Origin of the sequence: Pantoea sp. UBA7232 (assembly GCF_002473195.1) — a bacterium.
GTDB lineage: Bacteria > Pseudomonadota > Gammaproteobacteria > Enterobacterales > Enterobacteriaceae > Pantoea > Pantoea eucrina.
Genome location: NZ_DKTK01000018.1, coordinates 87,326 through 101,136, shown reverse-complemented (window position 1 = coordinate 101,136; position 13,811 = coordinate 87,326). Strand labels below are relative to the sequence as shown.

Sequence of the window (13,811 nt, the reverse complement as noted above, 5' to 3'; positions counted from 1 at the left end):
GGGAATAATTAATATCGAATGGGTATATAGTGCGGTCAAAGAGGGAGTGGGGCGAGTCAGGCTCGCCCCTGCAAAACTTATTTCAGTTCCAGCTCGTTCATCGCAGCAATGCTAAAGCCGCCATCAACGTGAACAACTTCACCGGTGATACCACCTGCCAGGTCGGAGCACAGGAAGGCCGCAGAGTTACCTACGTCTTCGATGGTCACCGTACGGCGAATCGGGGTAACCGCTTCACAGTGGGAGAGCATTTTACGGAAATCTTTGATGCCGGAGGCAGCCAGGGTACGAATTGGACCCGCAGATACGGCGTTGACGCGCACGCCTTCCGGACCCATTGCGTTAGCCATGTAGCGTACGTTAGCTTCCAGCGACGCTTTCGCCAGACCCATAACGTTGTAGTTTGGAATAGCACGCTCTGCGCCCAGATAAGAGAGGGTCAGCAGGGCTGCATTCGGGTTCAGCATCGCGCGGCACTCTTTGGCCATTGCCACGAAGCTGTAAGCGCTGATGTCGTGCGCGATTTTAAAACCTTCGCGGGTCACGGCATTGACGTAGTCACCATCCAGCTGATCGCCCGGGGCAAAGCCGATAGAGTGCACGAAACCGTCAAATTTTGGCCAGGTTTTTGCCAGCTCAGTGAACAGGGCAGTGATGCTCTCATCTTCTGCAACATCGCAAGGCAGAACAATGTCTGAACCCAATTCTTTAGCGAACTCTTCCACACGACCTTTCAGTTTGTCGTTCTGGTAGGTGAAAGCCAGTTCTGCGCCCTGCTTATGCATCGCCTGCGCAATACCGTAGGCGATGGAGAGTTTACTGGCAACGCCAGTAATCAGAATGCGCTTACCGGAAAGAAAACCCATAGCTGTAATCCTTATGGTCATTGTTGTTGGCGGTCGTGATGATTAAAAAGTATACGACCGACGTTAATCGACGTGCGGATTCTAGCACGTCTGTGTCAAATACGGTAAACCGCACCGCGTTTTCCGCGAGACGGGCGGCATTCAGAGCGCGCGCCGCCAGGCTTCAGCGGTCAGCGCTTCACCAAAGTGGCTGGCGATGAGCCTTTTGGTCAGCTCATGCAGCGGCGAGGCTAAAACATCCGCGGTGCCGCCGCGCTCAACCACTTCACCCTGATGCATCACCAGCACCTGATCGCTGATATGTTTCATCATGCCAAGATGCTGCGTGACGTAGATATAGGCGATGCCATGTTTCTCCTGCAGCTCCAGCATCAGGTTAACCAGCTGAGAGCGCATGGTCATATCCAGCGAGGCGAGCGCCTCATCGGCCACGATCACCTTGGGCTGCAGGATCAGCGCCCGCGCCAGCGCCAGGCGTTGCTTCTGGCCCGGCGCCAGCATATGCGGATAGTATCCTGCATGGTCGCGCAGCAGCCCGACCTGACGCAGCGTGCTGATAATACGCTGCTCGCGCGCCTCATCATCCAGCTCCGTATTCAGACGCAGCGGCAGGTCGAGGATCTGACTGACGCGCTGGCGCGGATTCAGCGAGGTCGACGGGTCCTGAAAAATCATCCGGATGCGCTGGCTGCGATAGCCGTAGTCGCCATAGCTCAGCGGATGATCGTCAATCAGCATTTCACCGGCACTCGGAGCCACCATGCCGCTCAGCATCTTGGCCAGCGTGGATTTGCCGGAGCCGTTCTCGCCAATGATTGCCAGTGTCTGCTTTTCACGCAGCGTAAAACTGACATTTTTTACCGCCTCGACGTGCTGGCGACGAAACAGCCCGGTGCGATAGCGATAGGTTTTGCTCAGGTTGCGTACTTCCAGCAGGGTTTCCATTACTGACGCTCCCGGTTAAGCGGAAAGTGACAGGCAAACAGATGCGATTTACTGCCGGTCAGGCGCGGCGTTTCAACGCATTTGCGCTGCGCGTAGGGGCAGCGCGGGCCAAGCCGGCAGCCAATCGGCAGATGCTCCAGCGACGGAATCGCGCCGGAGAGCGTGTTCAGACGGCTTTTGTGCGGTAGCGCGCTGCCAAAATCGGGCATCGCGCGGATCAGCGCCTGCGTGTAGGGGTGGTGCGGCGTGCTCATCAGCTCTTCGCTCTGCGCGGTCTCCACCGTCTGTCCGCAATACATCACGTTAATGCGGTCAGCCCATTTGCTCATGGTGCGCAGATCGTGGCTGATCAGCAGAATCGTGGTGTTGTTATTCTGGTTCAGGCGGCTCAGCAGGCGAAATATCTGCGCCTGGGTGGTAGGCTCCATGGCGTTAGTCGGCTCATCGGCAATCAGCAGGCGCGGCTGATTTGCCAGCGCAATCGCTATCATCACTTTCTGACACTCGCCCTCGGTAAGTTCGTAGGGAAAGCTGCGCATAATATCTTTGTGATCGCGAATACCTACCCGGTGCAGTAATTCAATAGCGCGTGCTTTGCGCCAGAACCACAGGCGCTGATACCAGCGGCCCTTATGCGTCCAGCGTGGGATCGCCTGCATCAGCTGGCGGCCGACGCTCTCCGAGGGATCGAGACAGGATTGCGGCTCCTGAAAAATCATCGAGACATTGTGCCCCATGATTTTACGCCGTTCGCGCGGCGAAAGACGCTGCAGATCGATGTCGTCAAACACCATACGATCGGCGGTAACGCGCCAGTTATCTTTCGTAACGCCGCAGATCGCTTTAGCCACCAGGCTTTTTCCGGAGCCTGATTCCCCCACCAGCCCGCGGATCTCTCCCTCGCTCAGCGTCAGGTTAATGCGGTCCACCGCCTTGACCGGCCCTTCGGGCGTCATAAACTCAATCGTCAGATTGCGGATATCCAGTAGCGGCATTATTCAGCTCCCGCCTCAACCGCGCGACGGATACCGTCGCCCAGCAGGTTAACAATCAGGACGCTTATCATCAGCGCCGCACCCGGCAGCATCACCGTCCAGGGCGCAACATAGATCAGCTCCAGCGCATCTCCCAGCATCGCTCCCCATTCCGGCGAAGGAAGCTGTGCGCCCAGGTCCAGGAAGCCCAGCGCGGCGATATCCAGGATTGCCATCGACAGTGAGCGGGTAAACTCACCAATCAGCAGCGGCAGGATATTGGGCAGCACCGCGTTCCAGAGAATGCTGAGATTGCGGGCGCCGTCCAGACGCAGCGCCACAACATACTCTTTCTCCAGCTCATCGTGCACGGCGGTGTAGATCTCCCGTACCAGCCGCGGGATCAGCGCCAGCAGCACCGCCAGCATGGCGTGCGCCAGCTGCGGCCCGAGAAAAGCAACCACGATAATCGCCAGCAGCAGTGACGGAATTGACAGCAGCGTATCCAGAACGTGGTTCATCACGGCGGAACGCACGCCGCGCGTCATGCCCGCCAGAATACCCAGCAGCAGCGCGGCCAGCGCGGCCAGCAGCGTCACCACCAGCGCGGAACCCACCGTCGGCGCCACGCCGCTCAGCAGGCGGCTCAGCACATCACGGCCCAGGTCGTCAGTGCCGAGGAAAAATGAGACGTCGCCGTAGCGTGACCAGGAGGGCGGCAGCAGCTGATAGCCCAGAAACTGCTGATCGATGCCATACGGCGCGATCAGCCGGCCAAACAGGCAGAGCAGCAGCAGCGTGCCAAAGCCATACAGGCCGATCATCGCGCCCGTATCGCGGTAGAAGTGATGCCAGCTGAGGCGCAGCGTGCTTGGCAGCCGCTTCTCGGCGTAAACGTTATCGATGGGCATACCACTCCTTGTGCTTTAGCGGGTTCAGGGCGGCGCCAAGAATATCAGAGAGAACGCTGACGATAATCACCAGCCCGCCCGCAACCATTACGCCAGCGGAAATGGCCGCATAATCCTGCTGGCGGATGGCGTTAATCAGCCAGCGTCCCAGACCCGGCCAGTTGAAAACGACTTCGGTGATCATCGCCAGCGTCAGCATGGTCGAAAATTGCAGTCCCAGCCGCGGGATCACCGGTGGCAGAGCGTTATGCAGCACGTGACGGCGGATTACGGTGAAGCGCGACAGGCCGCGGGTAGCCGCCGCTTTAACATAATTTTTATCCATCACTTCACTGGTACTGATGCGCAGCAGCCGGATCACTTCGGTGGTGGGTGCTACGGCGAGCACGATCACAGGCAGCACCATATGTGACAGCGCGCTCAGCAGCATCTCATGACGCCAGCGCGACGGACTCAGCCAGGCGTCGATCAGCGCAAACCCGGTGACATTCTGCACCGGATAAAGCAGGTCGAATCGACCCGATACCGGCAGCCAGCCGAGCGTTAGTGAAAAAAACAGGGTAAACAGCAGCGCCAGCCAGAATACCGGCATGGAAAAGCCCAGCAGCGCCAGCGCGCTGATCGCTCTGTCCGGCCATTTTTTACGCATGACCCCGGCACAGATACCGAGCGGAATACCGGCCAGCAGCGCGAGCATAAACGCGAGCACGCACAGCTCCAGCGTGGCGGGGAAGACTTCACGCAGCTGCAGATCAACCGGCAGCCCGTTAATGCTGGAGACGCCAAAATCAAACTGCAGCAAACCCTGGGTCCAGAACCACCACGCATCGAGAAGCGACGCGCCTTCGAGCGGCGCGTTTGGGGTGAAATAGCTCAGGCTGAAGCTCACCAGCGACAGCAGAAACAGGGTGATCACCAGCAGCAGCAAACGGCGCAGTAAATAGATAATCATCGGTTACTCTCCGCTCTGCTCATCACGATGTACGCCGGCGAAAGAGGCGTTGCCAAACGGACTCAGTACCAGCCCCTGAATATCGTGCCGGTACGCCTGCACGCGCAGTGAAGAGGCGAGCGGCAATACCGGCAGCTCCTGAGCAAGCAGCTGCTGTGCACGGTCATAGCTTTCAATCCGCGCGGAGAGCTGCTGAGAGAGCAGGGCGCGCTGCAGAGACTCATCGAACGCCGGGGAACACCAGTGAGCATAGTTGGTCTGGGAACGGATCGCCGCACAGCTGAGCAGCGGACGGAAGAAGCTATCAGGATCGTTGCTGTCGGTGGCCCAGCCGCTCAGGGTTAAATCGTGGTTCATCGCCATCAGCTGCGCTTCCTGAAAGCGGCCCTCAACCGGGGTGATAATAACGTTAACGCCGACCTGCGCCAGATCCGCCTGCAGCAGCTCGGCGGTTTTAAGCGGGCTGGGGTTCCAGGACATGGAGGTGGTTGGCACCACCAGACGCAGCGTCAGGTCTTCGATGCCGAGGGCTTTCAGCGCCGCGCGCGATTTGTCCGGATTATATTCCGTTACGCGGGCGTCGCTGTCATAGGCCCACGAGGCGCGCGGCAGGATAGACGCCGCAGTTTCCGCCGTGCCGTAATAAATGGACTCCATCAGGCGCTCATTATTGATTGCCAGCGCCAGCGCGTGCCGCACTTCAGGCCGGTCCAGCGGCGCTTTGCGGGTGTTAAACGCCAGATAAGCGATATTCATGCCGGGGCGCAGCGTCATGCGCAAACGCGGATCGTCGCGCAGGATCGAGAGCTGGCTCGCCGCCGGATAAGCCAGTACGTCACACTCGCCGGTCAGCAGTTTTGACAGGCGTCCGGTGCCGCCAACGCCCAGGTCAATCACCACCTGCTGCAGGCGCGGTATGCCCTTCCAGTACCAGGGATTGCGCGCCAGACGCAGATACTGCCCGGTACGATACTCGCTCAGCTGATAGGGGCCGGTGCCCACCGGTTCGCGATCCAGCTTCTCCTGCTGCCCTTTGGCATCCAGCTGCGCGGCATACTCCTGTGACAGTACCGGCGCGTAGTGGGTAGCGATATGCCATAAAAAAGAGGCGTCAGGCGCGTTCAGGCGGATCTCCACGGTATAGCGATCCAGCTTTTTGACGCTCTGGACGGAGTCGGCAAACTGCAGGCTGTCAAAATAGGGATAGCTGCCGCCGTTAACATTATGCCACGGATGATGCCGGTCAAACATCCGCGCAAAACTGAATACCACATCATCGGCGTTCAGCGTGCGGCGGGGCGTAAAGCTGGCGGTATGCTGGAAAGAGACATTCCGCCGCAGATGAAACCGGTAGGTTGCGCCGTTATCGCGCACTTCCCAGCTCTGCGCCAGATCGGGTATTAAACGATAAGTGTAAGGGTCAACGTCCAGCAGTCTGTCGTAGAGCTGCGCGGCCAGGGTATCAACCACCAGGCCGCTGCTGACCATCTGCGGGTTAAAAGTGTTAACGCTGCCGTTTACACAATAGACAAAGCCGGTCTGACGGATCGATTCCGCAGGCGCAGCAGACGCGCTCAAAGCGCTGAAACTCAGCAGCAGCGAGAAGAGAATTTTTAGCATAGAACTCAACGATTCTGAGGCAATAGCCAGAGTGTATCGCAAACCGGTAAGAGTTCCCAAACTCCCCCGCACGCCAGCAGCAATAACAGCCATATCGTCCAGAAAGCAGGCGCAGTAACTGTGTGGGAATGAGAAAAATTCTCAATAAAGCTTTACAGATGATAATAGGAATGATTATTATTCACCTGCGCTTCACCGGTGGCTCTGCCGGAGAAGAGCACGACATTGCTCACATTGCTTCCAGTATTATGTTGCCCGCCCTGTGCGGGCTTTTTTTTTCTTCCTGACTGGCGCGGCAGCGGCGTTGGCTGCGTTCAGCAGAACCGGTCACATACTGATGTATGCTCCCGGTCGCTGCTTCACTTGCCGCCTTGCTGCCACACCAGTCAGTTTGAAAAAAGGCTGTCTGGTCTGCGGCAGCTGCACTGGCCGCGTTCAGCAGAAGCGGTTACATACTGATGTATGCTCCCGGTCGCTGCTTCACTTGCCGCCTTGCTGCCACCTTACTGCTCACCCTCATCCCGTACCTGAATATCATGCTTTTTCATCATTGCCCGCAGCTGATGATAGGTCACACCCAGCAGCCCGGCCGCGCGCCGCTGGTTAAACTTTGCCTGTTGCAGGCTCACTTCCAGCAGCGCGCGCTCCTGCTGATACTGCCACTGGCGCAAATCGAGCGGCAGCGCGGGCAGGACTGCAGATTCGGCAGGGCGCTGCGGCTCTGCTGAATCTGTGGCACGTGAAGCAAACGGATTGATGATGATCGTGTCCAGCGGCTCTTCGGTGCTGCGGTGACGATACACGGAACGCTCCACGACATTCTTCAGTTCGCGCACATTGCCGGGCCAGTGGTAATCCAGCAGCTCCCACTGCGCACGTTCGCTGAAGCCGGGAAACAGCGGCAGACGCAGCTCGCGACACATCTGAATAGCAAAATGCTCCGCCATAAGCAGAATATCGCTGCGTCGCTGGCGCAGCGGCGGCAGCTGCACCACATCAAAGGCGAGACGATCCAGCAGGTCCGCCCGGAATTTTCCGGCAGCAGCAAGCGCGGGCAGATCTTCATTGGTGGCGCAGACCAGGCGTACATTAACCTGCAGCGCGTGATTACCGCCAACGCGCTCCAGCTGGCCATATTCGATTACGCGCAGTAGCTTCTCCTGAACCAGCATCGGTGCGGTCGCCAGCTCATCAAGAAACAGCGTGCCGCCGTCGGCGCGCTCAAAGCGGCCAAGATGACGCTTCTGCGCGCCGGTAAAAGCGCCCGCCTCATGCCCGAAGAGTTCCGAGTCGAGCAGGCTCTCATTAAGCGCTGCACAGTTAAGCGAGATAAAAGGGCCCTGCCAGCGTTCAGACAGATAGTGCAGCCGGCTGGCGATCAGCTCTTTACCGGTGCCGCGCTCACCAATGACCAGCACCGGTTTTTCCAGCGGTGCCAGCTGAGACACCTGCTCCAGCATCTCAAGAAAATTATTCGACTCGCCCAGCAGGTTATCGTTGCCATTAGCCATGATGAATTTCACCAACAGTTGTGTAATTTACTCATCCTGGCCTTTCGCAGCAGGAATGTAAACCCAGCGCACTCAATAAAATCAGTTACTTAAAAGTTGGCACGCATCTTGTAAGCACTACAGGCGTCCCGACCATATACATGACAATATTGAGGAACATCATTATGGGTATTTTTTCTCGTTTCGCTGACATCGTAAACGCTAACATTAACTCGCTGCTTGAGCGCGCAGAAGATCCGCAGAAACTGGTACGCCTGATGATTCAGGAAATGGAAGACACGCTGGTTGAGGTACGTTCAACTTCAGCGCGCGCGCTGGCTGAGAAAAAGCAGCTGCTGCGCCGTATTGAACAGGCTGAGGTCCAGCAGTCGGAGTGGCAGGAAAAAGCGGAGCTGGCTATCAGCAAAGAGAAAGAGGATCTGGCACGCTCTGCGCTGATTGAGAAACAGAAACTCACCGATCTGATTAGCCTGCTGCAGCAGGAATCAACGCAGGTGGATGAAACGCTGGAGCGAATGAAAGGCGAGATCGGCGAGCTGGAAAATAAGCTCGGTGAAACCCGCGCCCGCCAGCAGGCGCTGACGCTGCGCCATCAGGCGGCTTCCTCATCACGCGATGTTCGTCGTCAGCTCGACAGCGGCAAAATTGATGATGCGATGGCGCGCTTTGAGTCCTTTGAACGTCGTATCGACCATATGGAAGCTGAAGCGGAAAGCCAGCGCTTTGGTAAATCAAAAACGCTGGATCAGCAGTTTGCTGAGCTGAAAGCTGATGATGAAATCAGCCAGCAGCTTGCCGCACTGAAAGCCAGAATGAACCGCGGTGAGTGATCGCGTCCGGGCCCGTTTTCGGGCCCGGCTGAAACGGTGTAGATGATTAAGGAGAGTCAATGAGCGCACTTTTTCTTGCCATACCCCTGACGATTTTTGTGCTGTTTGTCGCACCCATCTGGTTATGGCTGCATTACAGCAACCGGCGCAGCGCAGGTGAACTGTCAAATAATGATATGCAGCGGCTGCAGCAGCTGACGCAGGAGGCGCAACGTATGCGCGAACGCGTTCAGGCGCTGGAAGCGATTCTTGATGCGGAGCATCCAAACTGGAGGCAGCCATGACAGGCGATCGCAAACTCTGGCGCATTCCGCAGCAGGGCAAAGTACGCGGCGTATGTGCCGGCGTAGCGGAATATCTCGACATACCGGTGCGTCTGCTGCGCGTCATCGTCGTGCTGTCACTGTTCTTTGGCCTGTTTATGATCACCGTGACCGCCTATTTTATTCTCGGCTATGTGCTGGATGAGAAACCGGCCACGCTGCCGGATCAGAAGCAGCCAACGGCCCGTGAACTGCTGGATGAGCTGGCGCTGACCCTGAGCCAGGATGAGCGCAGCGTTCGCGATGTAGAGCGTTACGTGACCTCTGAAACCTTCAGCGTGCGCAGCCGTTTTCGTCAGCTCTGATCCCCGGACCCTCGCGGGTCCGCATCTCAACTCATAAGGGGCTTTATGCATACTCAGCGAATGACTGCTCTGCGCCGTCGCGCAACGCCTGCGTTGAAGTCGGCCGGAAAATTCATCATTATCAGTGCGGTAACATATGGTCCCGGCGGGCTCGCCGGCTGGGCTGTTAAATCGGTGGCGCGCCGTCCGCTGCGCCTGTTGCTGGCGGCCGCCCTGGAACCGCTGCTGAGCAGGGCGTTTCGCCGTCTGTCAGCGCGATTCATCAGGGAGAACGATGAAAAAACTGCAAAATGAACTTGTCGCGTTGATGAACCGCGGCGTGGATCGTCATCTGCGCCTGGCGGTCACCGGACTGAGCCGCAGCGGCAAGACCGCGTTTATTACCTCGCTGGTCAATCAGCTGCTGAACGTCCATCACGGCGCGCGCCTGCCGCTGTTTTCAGTGGTACGCGAAGAGCGTTTACTTGGCGTCAAGCGCGTGCCGCAGCGCGAGCTCGGTACGCCGCGCTTTACCTATGATGAAGGACTGGCTCAGCTCTACGGCGCGCCACCCGCATGGCCCACCCCAACGCGCGGCGTCAGCGAAATGTGCCTCGCGCTGCGCTACCGGCCTGATAACTCACTGCTGCGTCACTTCAAAGATACCGCCACGCTCTATCTTGAGATCGTTGACTATCCCGGTGAATGGCTGCTCGATCTGCCCATGCTGGCGCAGGATTATGTCAGCTGGTCGCGGCAGATGCGCGGACTGCTGCAGGGCGACAGAGAGAAATGGTCAGCCCGCTGGCGTGAGCTCTGCCATAACCTCGATCCGCTGGCACACGCTAATGAAAACCAGCTGGCAGAGATTGCCGCCGCCTGGACAGATTATCTGCACCACTGCAAAAGCCAGGGGCTGCACTTTATTCAGCCGGGCCGCTTTGTGCTGCCGGGCGAGATGGCGGGCGCGCCGGCGCTGCAGTTTTTCCCGTGGCCCGATGCGGATGAGCAGGCTGTGAGCAAACTGGCACAGGCGCCGGCCGGCAGTAATTTTGCCGTACTGCAGCAGCGGTATAACTACTACTGTTCGCACGTGGTGAAAGGCTTCTATAAAAATTATTTTCTGCGTTTTGACCGGCAGATTGTGCTGGTGGACTGCCTGCAGCCGCTGAACAGCGGGCCGCAGGCGTTTAACGATATGCGTCTGGCGCTGACTCAGCTCATGCAGAGTTTTCATTACGGCCAGCGGACCCTGTTCCGGCGCCTCTTCTCCCCGGTGATAGACAAGCTGCTGTTTGCCGCGACGAAAGCCGATCACATCACCGCCGATCAGCACGCCAATATGGTGTCGCTGCTGCAGCAGCTGGTACAGGATGCCTGGCAGAACGCCGCATTTGAAGGTATCAGCATGGATTGCCTCGGACTGGCCGCTATACAGGCTACCGAAAGCGGCCTGGTGGATCACCGGGGCGAAAAGCTGCCGGCACTGCGCGGTGAGCGGCTGACAGATGGTGAGCCGCTCACCGTTTATCCGGGTGAGGTGCCGCCCCGTTTGCCGGGGAACAGCTTCTGGCAGCAGCAGGGGTTTCAGTTTGAGCAATTCCGGCCGCAATCGCTGGATATAGACCGGCCTCTGCCGCATATCCGCATGGATGCCGCGCTGGAATTTTTACTGGGAGATAAATTGCGATGAGTGATGAGACGCCGTTAAAAGCGCGAATCGATTTTGCCCGTCCGCTCAGCAGCGATGCGCAGCCGCCGCTGCGTGCTGCGCAGACGTTTGACGTAAAAACCGCCGATTTTGTCGCAGCGACCGGGGCAGATCCGCTGCCTGAAGGCGCCGGTGAAAAGATGGTGGAGGCGGCGCTGCGACCTAAACGCAGCCTGTGGCGTAAAATAGCCGCTGCCGGCGTGGCGGTGTTCACCGTGAGCGTGCTGGCTCAGGGCGTACAGTTTATGCACGATGCGTGGCAGGCGCGCGACTGGTTTGCCCTGGGCAGCGGGGCGGCAGGCGGGCTGATTGTGCTGGCTGGCGCCGGCGCACTGATTGCGGAGTGGCGGCGTCTGTGGCGGCTGCGCCAGCGCGCAGAATCGCGCGATGTGGCGCGTGACCTGCTGCAGAGTCACGGCATCGGCAAAGCACGCGCCTTTTGTGAAAATCTCGCGCAGCAGGCGCGGCTCGATCAGGCGCATCCGGCGCTGCAGCGCTGGTATGCCGCGCTGCATGAGACGCATAACGATCGCGAGATTGTCACGCTCTACGCACAGCTGGTGCAGCCGGTACTCGATCGCCAGGCGCGCAGTGAAATCAGCCGCCACGCCGCGGAATCGACCCTGATGATTGCCGTCAGCCCGCTGGCGCTGGTGGATATGGCGTTTATCGCCTGGCGTAATCTGCGGCTGGTGAATCGTATCGCCGCGATTTACGGCATCGAACTGGGTTATTTCAGCCGTATCCGTCTGTTTCGTCTGGTGCTGCTCAATATGGCCTTTGCCGGCGCGTCCGAACTGGTGCGCGAAGTGGGGATGGACTGGATGTCGCAGGATATCGCGGCGCGTCTTTCAGCCCGTGCCGCACAGGGTATCGGTGCCGGGTTGCTGACCGCGCGGCTGGGCATAAAAGCGATGGAGCTGTGCCGTCCGCTGCCGTGGCTGGAAGAGGATAAACCCCGCCTTGGCGACTTCCGCCGCGACCTGGTGAGCCAGCTTAAAACCTCGCTGGCAAAAGGCAGCTCCGCCTCAGAGCAGAGTGCTAAATAATCAACGTTCCTGCCACTTTCATTCTGCTCCCATGCTAAAAGGCAACGTAAACGTTGCCTTTTTCGTTTCTTACTGGCATAAGCAGCTCTGTCTGACCCGGCGAAAAGGGGAATCTGTGCTGCACTGTCAACTTTTCATGACACAGCCCTTCTGGGGTGCTGCAAGTTAGCGTATTATCTCTGAAATCAAAACCTGACTAAGGCTTACTGCCATGCGTTTGGAAGTTTTTTGTCATGACCGAATCGGTCTGGCGCGTGAACTGCTCGACCTGCTGGTCGCCCGCAATATCGATTTACGCGGCATCGAAATTGCCCCGCAGGGCCGCATCTATCTCAGCTTTTCTGCGCTGGAGTTTGACGCTTTCAGCAATTTGATGGCAGAGATCCGGCGCACGCCCGGCGTCACCGACGTGCGTACCGTGGCATATCTGCCCTCTGAGCGCGAACATCGCGCGCTCAGCGCGCTGCTGGTGGCGATGCCGGAGCCGGTCTTCTCTATCGATCTTAAAGGCAAAATTGAGCTGGCCAATCCGGCGGCACAGCATCTGTTTGCGCTGGATGAGCAGAAAATCCGCAATCACAGCGTGGCGTCACTGATTGGCGGCGTTAATTTTCAGCGCTGGCTGGAGAGCGAACGGGTAGAGGCGCAGACCCAGCATGTGGTGATTCAGGGGCGTGACTTTCTGCTGGAAGCGCGACCCATCTACCTTGCAGACAGCGATGAGCAGGGCGATAACCCGGTGGGCGCAATGATCACGCTGAAGTCCACGGCGCGTATGGGACGTCAGCTGCAGAATCTCAGCGTCACGGATGAGTCCGAGTTTAACCATATCGTGGCGGTGACGCCTAAAATGCGTCAGGTCATTGAGCAGGCGCGTAAACTGGCGATGCACGATGCGCCGCTGCTGATTGTGGGCGATACCGGCACCGGCAAAGATATGCTGGCGCGCGCCTGCCACCTGCGCAGCGCACGCGGTAAAAAACCGTTTCTCGCGCTCAACTGCGGTTCGATTCCGGACGACGTGGCGGAGAGCGAGCTGTTTGGCCACGCGGCCGGCGCCTATCCCAACGCGCTGGAAGGGAAAAAGGGCTTTTTTGAGCAGGCCAGCGGCGGCTCGGTGCTGCTGGACGAAATCGGTGAGATGTCGCCGCGTATGCAGACCAAGCTGCTGCGTTTTCTCAACGACGGGACCTTTCGCCGCGTAGGCGAAGATCATGAAGTGCATGTTGATGTCCGGGTGATCTGCGCCACGCAAAAGAACCTGATTGAGATGGTACAGCGCGGGGAGTTCCGCGAGGATCTCTTTTACCGGCTCAACGTGCTGACGCTGAATCTGCCGCCGCTGCGCGAGCGTCCGCTTGATATTCTGCCGCTGACAGAGATGTTTGTGGCGCGTTTTGCCGATGAGCAGGGGCTGCCGCGCCCGCGCCTGTCACCGCAGCTGCTGCCGTTCCTGACGCGCTACAGCTGGCCGGGCAATGTCCGGCAGCTGAAAAACACGCTCTATCGGGCCATGACGCAGCTGGAAGGTTATGAGCTGCGTCCGCAGGATATCGTGCTGCCGGAGCAGGCGCTGGATGTGTCGCTGGGTGAAGAGGCGCTGGAGGGATCGCTGGATGAGATCACCGGCCGCTTTGAGCGTTCGGTACTGACCCGGCTCTATCTCTCCTATCCCAGCACGCGTAAGCTGGCCAAACGTCTGGGCGTATCGCACACGGCGATTGCCAATAAACTGCGTGAATATGGATTAGGGCAGAAGCGCGGAGAGAGCGAGTAGCGGCGCTGGCCTGTTCTGAACAGTAAAAACCGTCCCGTAAGGACGGTTTTTTTATGAG

General features: G+C 58.5%; 14 protein-coding genes. 7 read left to right on the top strand and 7 right to left on the bottom strand.

Annotated elements, in window-relative coordinates:
- Window positions 1-77: 77 nt before the first annotated feature.
- The 7 genes from fabI to pspF all read right to left on the bottom strand — a co-directional run bounded on the left by fabI (window position 78) and on the right by pspF (window position 7,779).
- Window positions 78-866 (bottom strand): enoyl-ACP reductase FabI, encoded by a 789-nt coding sequence (gene fabI, locus B4056_RS14955; RefSeq protein WP_039384517.1) that lies wholly within the window; start codon window positions 864-866, stop codon window positions 78-80.
- Between the two features lie 141 nt (window positions 867-1,007).
- Window positions 1,008-1,811, bottom strand: coding sequence for a putrescine export ABC transporter ATP-binding protein SapF (sapF, locus tag B4056_RS14950; RefSeq protein ID WP_039384515.1), 804 nt, complete (start codon window positions 1,809-1,811; stop codon window positions 1,008-1,010).
- The gene (sapD, locus tag B4056_RS14945; protein ID WP_039384513.1) at window positions 1,811-2,806 is read right to left on the bottom strand and encodes a putrescine export ABC transporter ATP-binding protein SapD; all 996 of its coding nucleotides are present in this window, start codon (window positions 2,804-2,806) and stop codon (window positions 1,811-1,813) included. The genes sapF and sapD overlap by 1 nt, the downstream gene beginning before the upstream one ends.
- The gene (gene sapC, locus B4056_RS14940) at window positions 2,806-3,696 is read right to left on the bottom strand and encodes a putrescine export ABC transporter permease SapC (protein ID WP_039384510.1); all 891 of its coding nucleotides are present in this window, start codon (window positions 3,694-3,696) and stop codon (window positions 2,806-2,808) included. Before sapC ends, sapD begins: the two co-directional genes overlap by 1 nt.
- Window positions 3,683-4,648 carry a putrescine export ABC transporter permease SapB gene (gene sapB / locus B4056_RS14935; RefSeq protein ID WP_039384506.1) on the bottom strand — a complete coding sequence of 322 codons (966 nt, stop codon included), beginning with the start codon at window positions 4,646-4,648 and terminating at the stop codon, window positions 3,683-3,685. The genes sapC and sapB overlap by 14 nt, the downstream gene beginning before the upstream one ends.
- A 3-nt stretch (window positions 4,649-4,651) precedes the next feature.
- Window positions 4,652-6,268, bottom strand: coding sequence for an ABC transporter substrate-binding protein SapA (sapA, locus tag B4056_RS14930; RefSeq protein WP_288655168.1), 1,617 nt, complete (start codon window positions 6,266-6,268; stop codon window positions 4,652-4,654).
- Between the two features lie 503 nt (window positions 6,269-6,771).
- Window positions 6,772-7,779, bottom strand: coding sequence for a phage shock protein operon transcriptional activator (gene pspF / locus B4056_RS14925; protein ID WP_288655165.1), 1,008 nt, complete (start codon window positions 7,777-7,779; stop codon window positions 6,772-6,774).
- Window positions 7,780-7,943: 164 nt separating this feature from the next.
- Between pspF and pspA the strand changes: the two genes are divergently transcribed.
- The 7 genes from pspA to tyrR all read left to right on the top strand — a co-directional run bounded on the left by pspA (window position 7,944) and on the right by tyrR (window position 13,753).
- The gene (gene pspA / locus B4056_RS14920; protein ID WP_071668851.1) at window positions 7,944-8,609 is read left to right on the top strand and encodes a phage shock protein PspA; all 666 of its coding nucleotides are present in this window, start codon (window positions 7,944-7,946) and stop codon (window positions 8,607-8,609) included.
- 59 nt (window positions 8,610-8,668) lie between these two features.
- Entirely contained in the window at window positions 8,669-8,893 is a 225-nt protein-coding gene (pspB, locus tag B4056_RS14915) for an envelope stress response membrane protein PspB (RefSeq protein ID WP_039384488.1), read from the top strand.
- Window positions 8,890-9,237, top strand: coding sequence for an envelope stress response membrane protein PspC (gene pspC / locus B4056_RS14910; RefSeq protein ID WP_039384486.1), 348 nt, complete (start codon window positions 8,890-8,892; stop codon window positions 9,235-9,237). Before pspB ends, pspC begins: the two co-directional genes overlap by 4 nt.
- Window positions 9,238-9,282: 45 nt before the next feature.
- The gene (pspD, locus tag B4056_RS14905) at window positions 9,283-9,531 is read left to right on the top strand and encodes a phage shock protein PspD (RefSeq protein ID WP_039384485.1); all 249 of its coding nucleotides are present in this window, start codon (window positions 9,283-9,285) and stop codon (window positions 9,529-9,531) included.
- Window positions 9,512-10,909 carry a YcjX family protein gene (locus tag B4056_RS14900; RefSeq protein ID WP_288655162.1) on the top strand — a complete coding sequence of 466 codons (1,398 nt, stop codon included), beginning with the start codon at window positions 9,512-9,514 and terminating at the stop codon, window positions 10,907-10,909. The genes pspD and B4056_RS14900 overlap by 20 nt, the downstream gene beginning before the upstream one ends.
- On the top strand, window positions 10,906-11,976 hold the full coding sequence (locus B4056_RS14895; protein WP_039384483.1) for a YcjF family protein: 1,071 nt from the start codon (window positions 10,906-10,908) through the stop codon (window positions 11,974-11,976). The genes B4056_RS14900 and B4056_RS14895 overlap by 4 nt, the downstream gene beginning before the upstream one ends.
- A 211-nt stretch (window positions 11,977-12,187) precedes the next feature.
- Window positions 12,188-13,753 (top strand): transcriptional regulator TyrR, encoded by a 1,566-nt coding sequence (gene tyrR, locus B4056_RS14890; RefSeq protein WP_288655160.1) that lies wholly within the window; start codon window positions 12,188-12,190, stop codon window positions 13,751-13,753.
- Window positions 13,754-13,811: the final 58 nt, after the last annotated feature.

Coding starts and splice junctions, on each gene's coding strand:
- B4056_RS14900 (WP_288655162.1), top strand. CDS start 9,512: ATGAAAAAACTGCAAAATGAACTTGTCGCGTTGATGAACCGCGGCGTG.
- fabI (WP_039384517.1), bottom strand. CDS start 866: ATGGGTTTTCTTTCCGGTAAGCGCATTCTGATTACTGGCGTTGCCAGT.
- sapD (WP_039384513.1), bottom strand. CDS start 2,806: ATGCCGCTACTGGATATCCGCAATCTGACGATTGAGTTTATGACGCCC.
- sapA (WP_288655168.1), bottom strand. CDS start 6,268: ATGCTAAAAATTCTCTTCTCGCTGCTGCTGAGTTTCAGCGCTTTGAGC.
- pspF (WP_288655165.1), bottom strand. CDS start 7,779: ATGGCTAATGGCAACGATAACCTGCTGGGCGAGTCGAATAATTTTCTT.
- sapB (WP_039384506.1), bottom strand. CDS start 4,648: ATGATTATCTATTTACTGCGCCGTTTGCTGCTGCTGGTGATCACCCTG.
- sapF (WP_039384515.1), bottom strand. CDS start 1,811: ATGGAAACCCTGCTGGAAGTACGCAACCTGAGCAAAACCTATCGCTAT.
- pspA (WP_071668851.1), top strand. CDS start 7,944: ATGGGTATTTTTTCTCGTTTCGCTGACATCGTAAACGCTAACATTAAC.
- pspB (WP_039384488.1), top strand. CDS start 8,669: ATGAGCGCACTTTTTCTTGCCATACCCCTGACGATTTTTGTGCTGTTT.
- pspC (WP_039384486.1), top strand. CDS start 8,890: ATGACAGGCGATCGCAAACTCTGGCGCATTCCGCAGCAGGGCAAAGTA.
- B4056_RS14895 (WP_039384483.1), top strand. CDS start 10,906: ATGAGTGATGAGACGCCGTTAAAAGCGCGAATCGATTTTGCCCGTCCG.
- pspD (WP_039384485.1), top strand. CDS start 9,283: ATGCATACTCAGCGAATGACTGCTCTGCGCCGTCGCGCAACGCCTGCG.
- tyrR (WP_288655160.1), top strand. CDS start 12,188: ATGCGTTTGGAAGTTTTTTGTCATGACCGAATCGGTCTGGCGCGTGAA.
- sapC (WP_039384510.1), bottom strand. CDS start 3,696: ATGCCCATCGATAACGTTTACGCCGAGAAGCGGCTGCCAAGCACGCTG.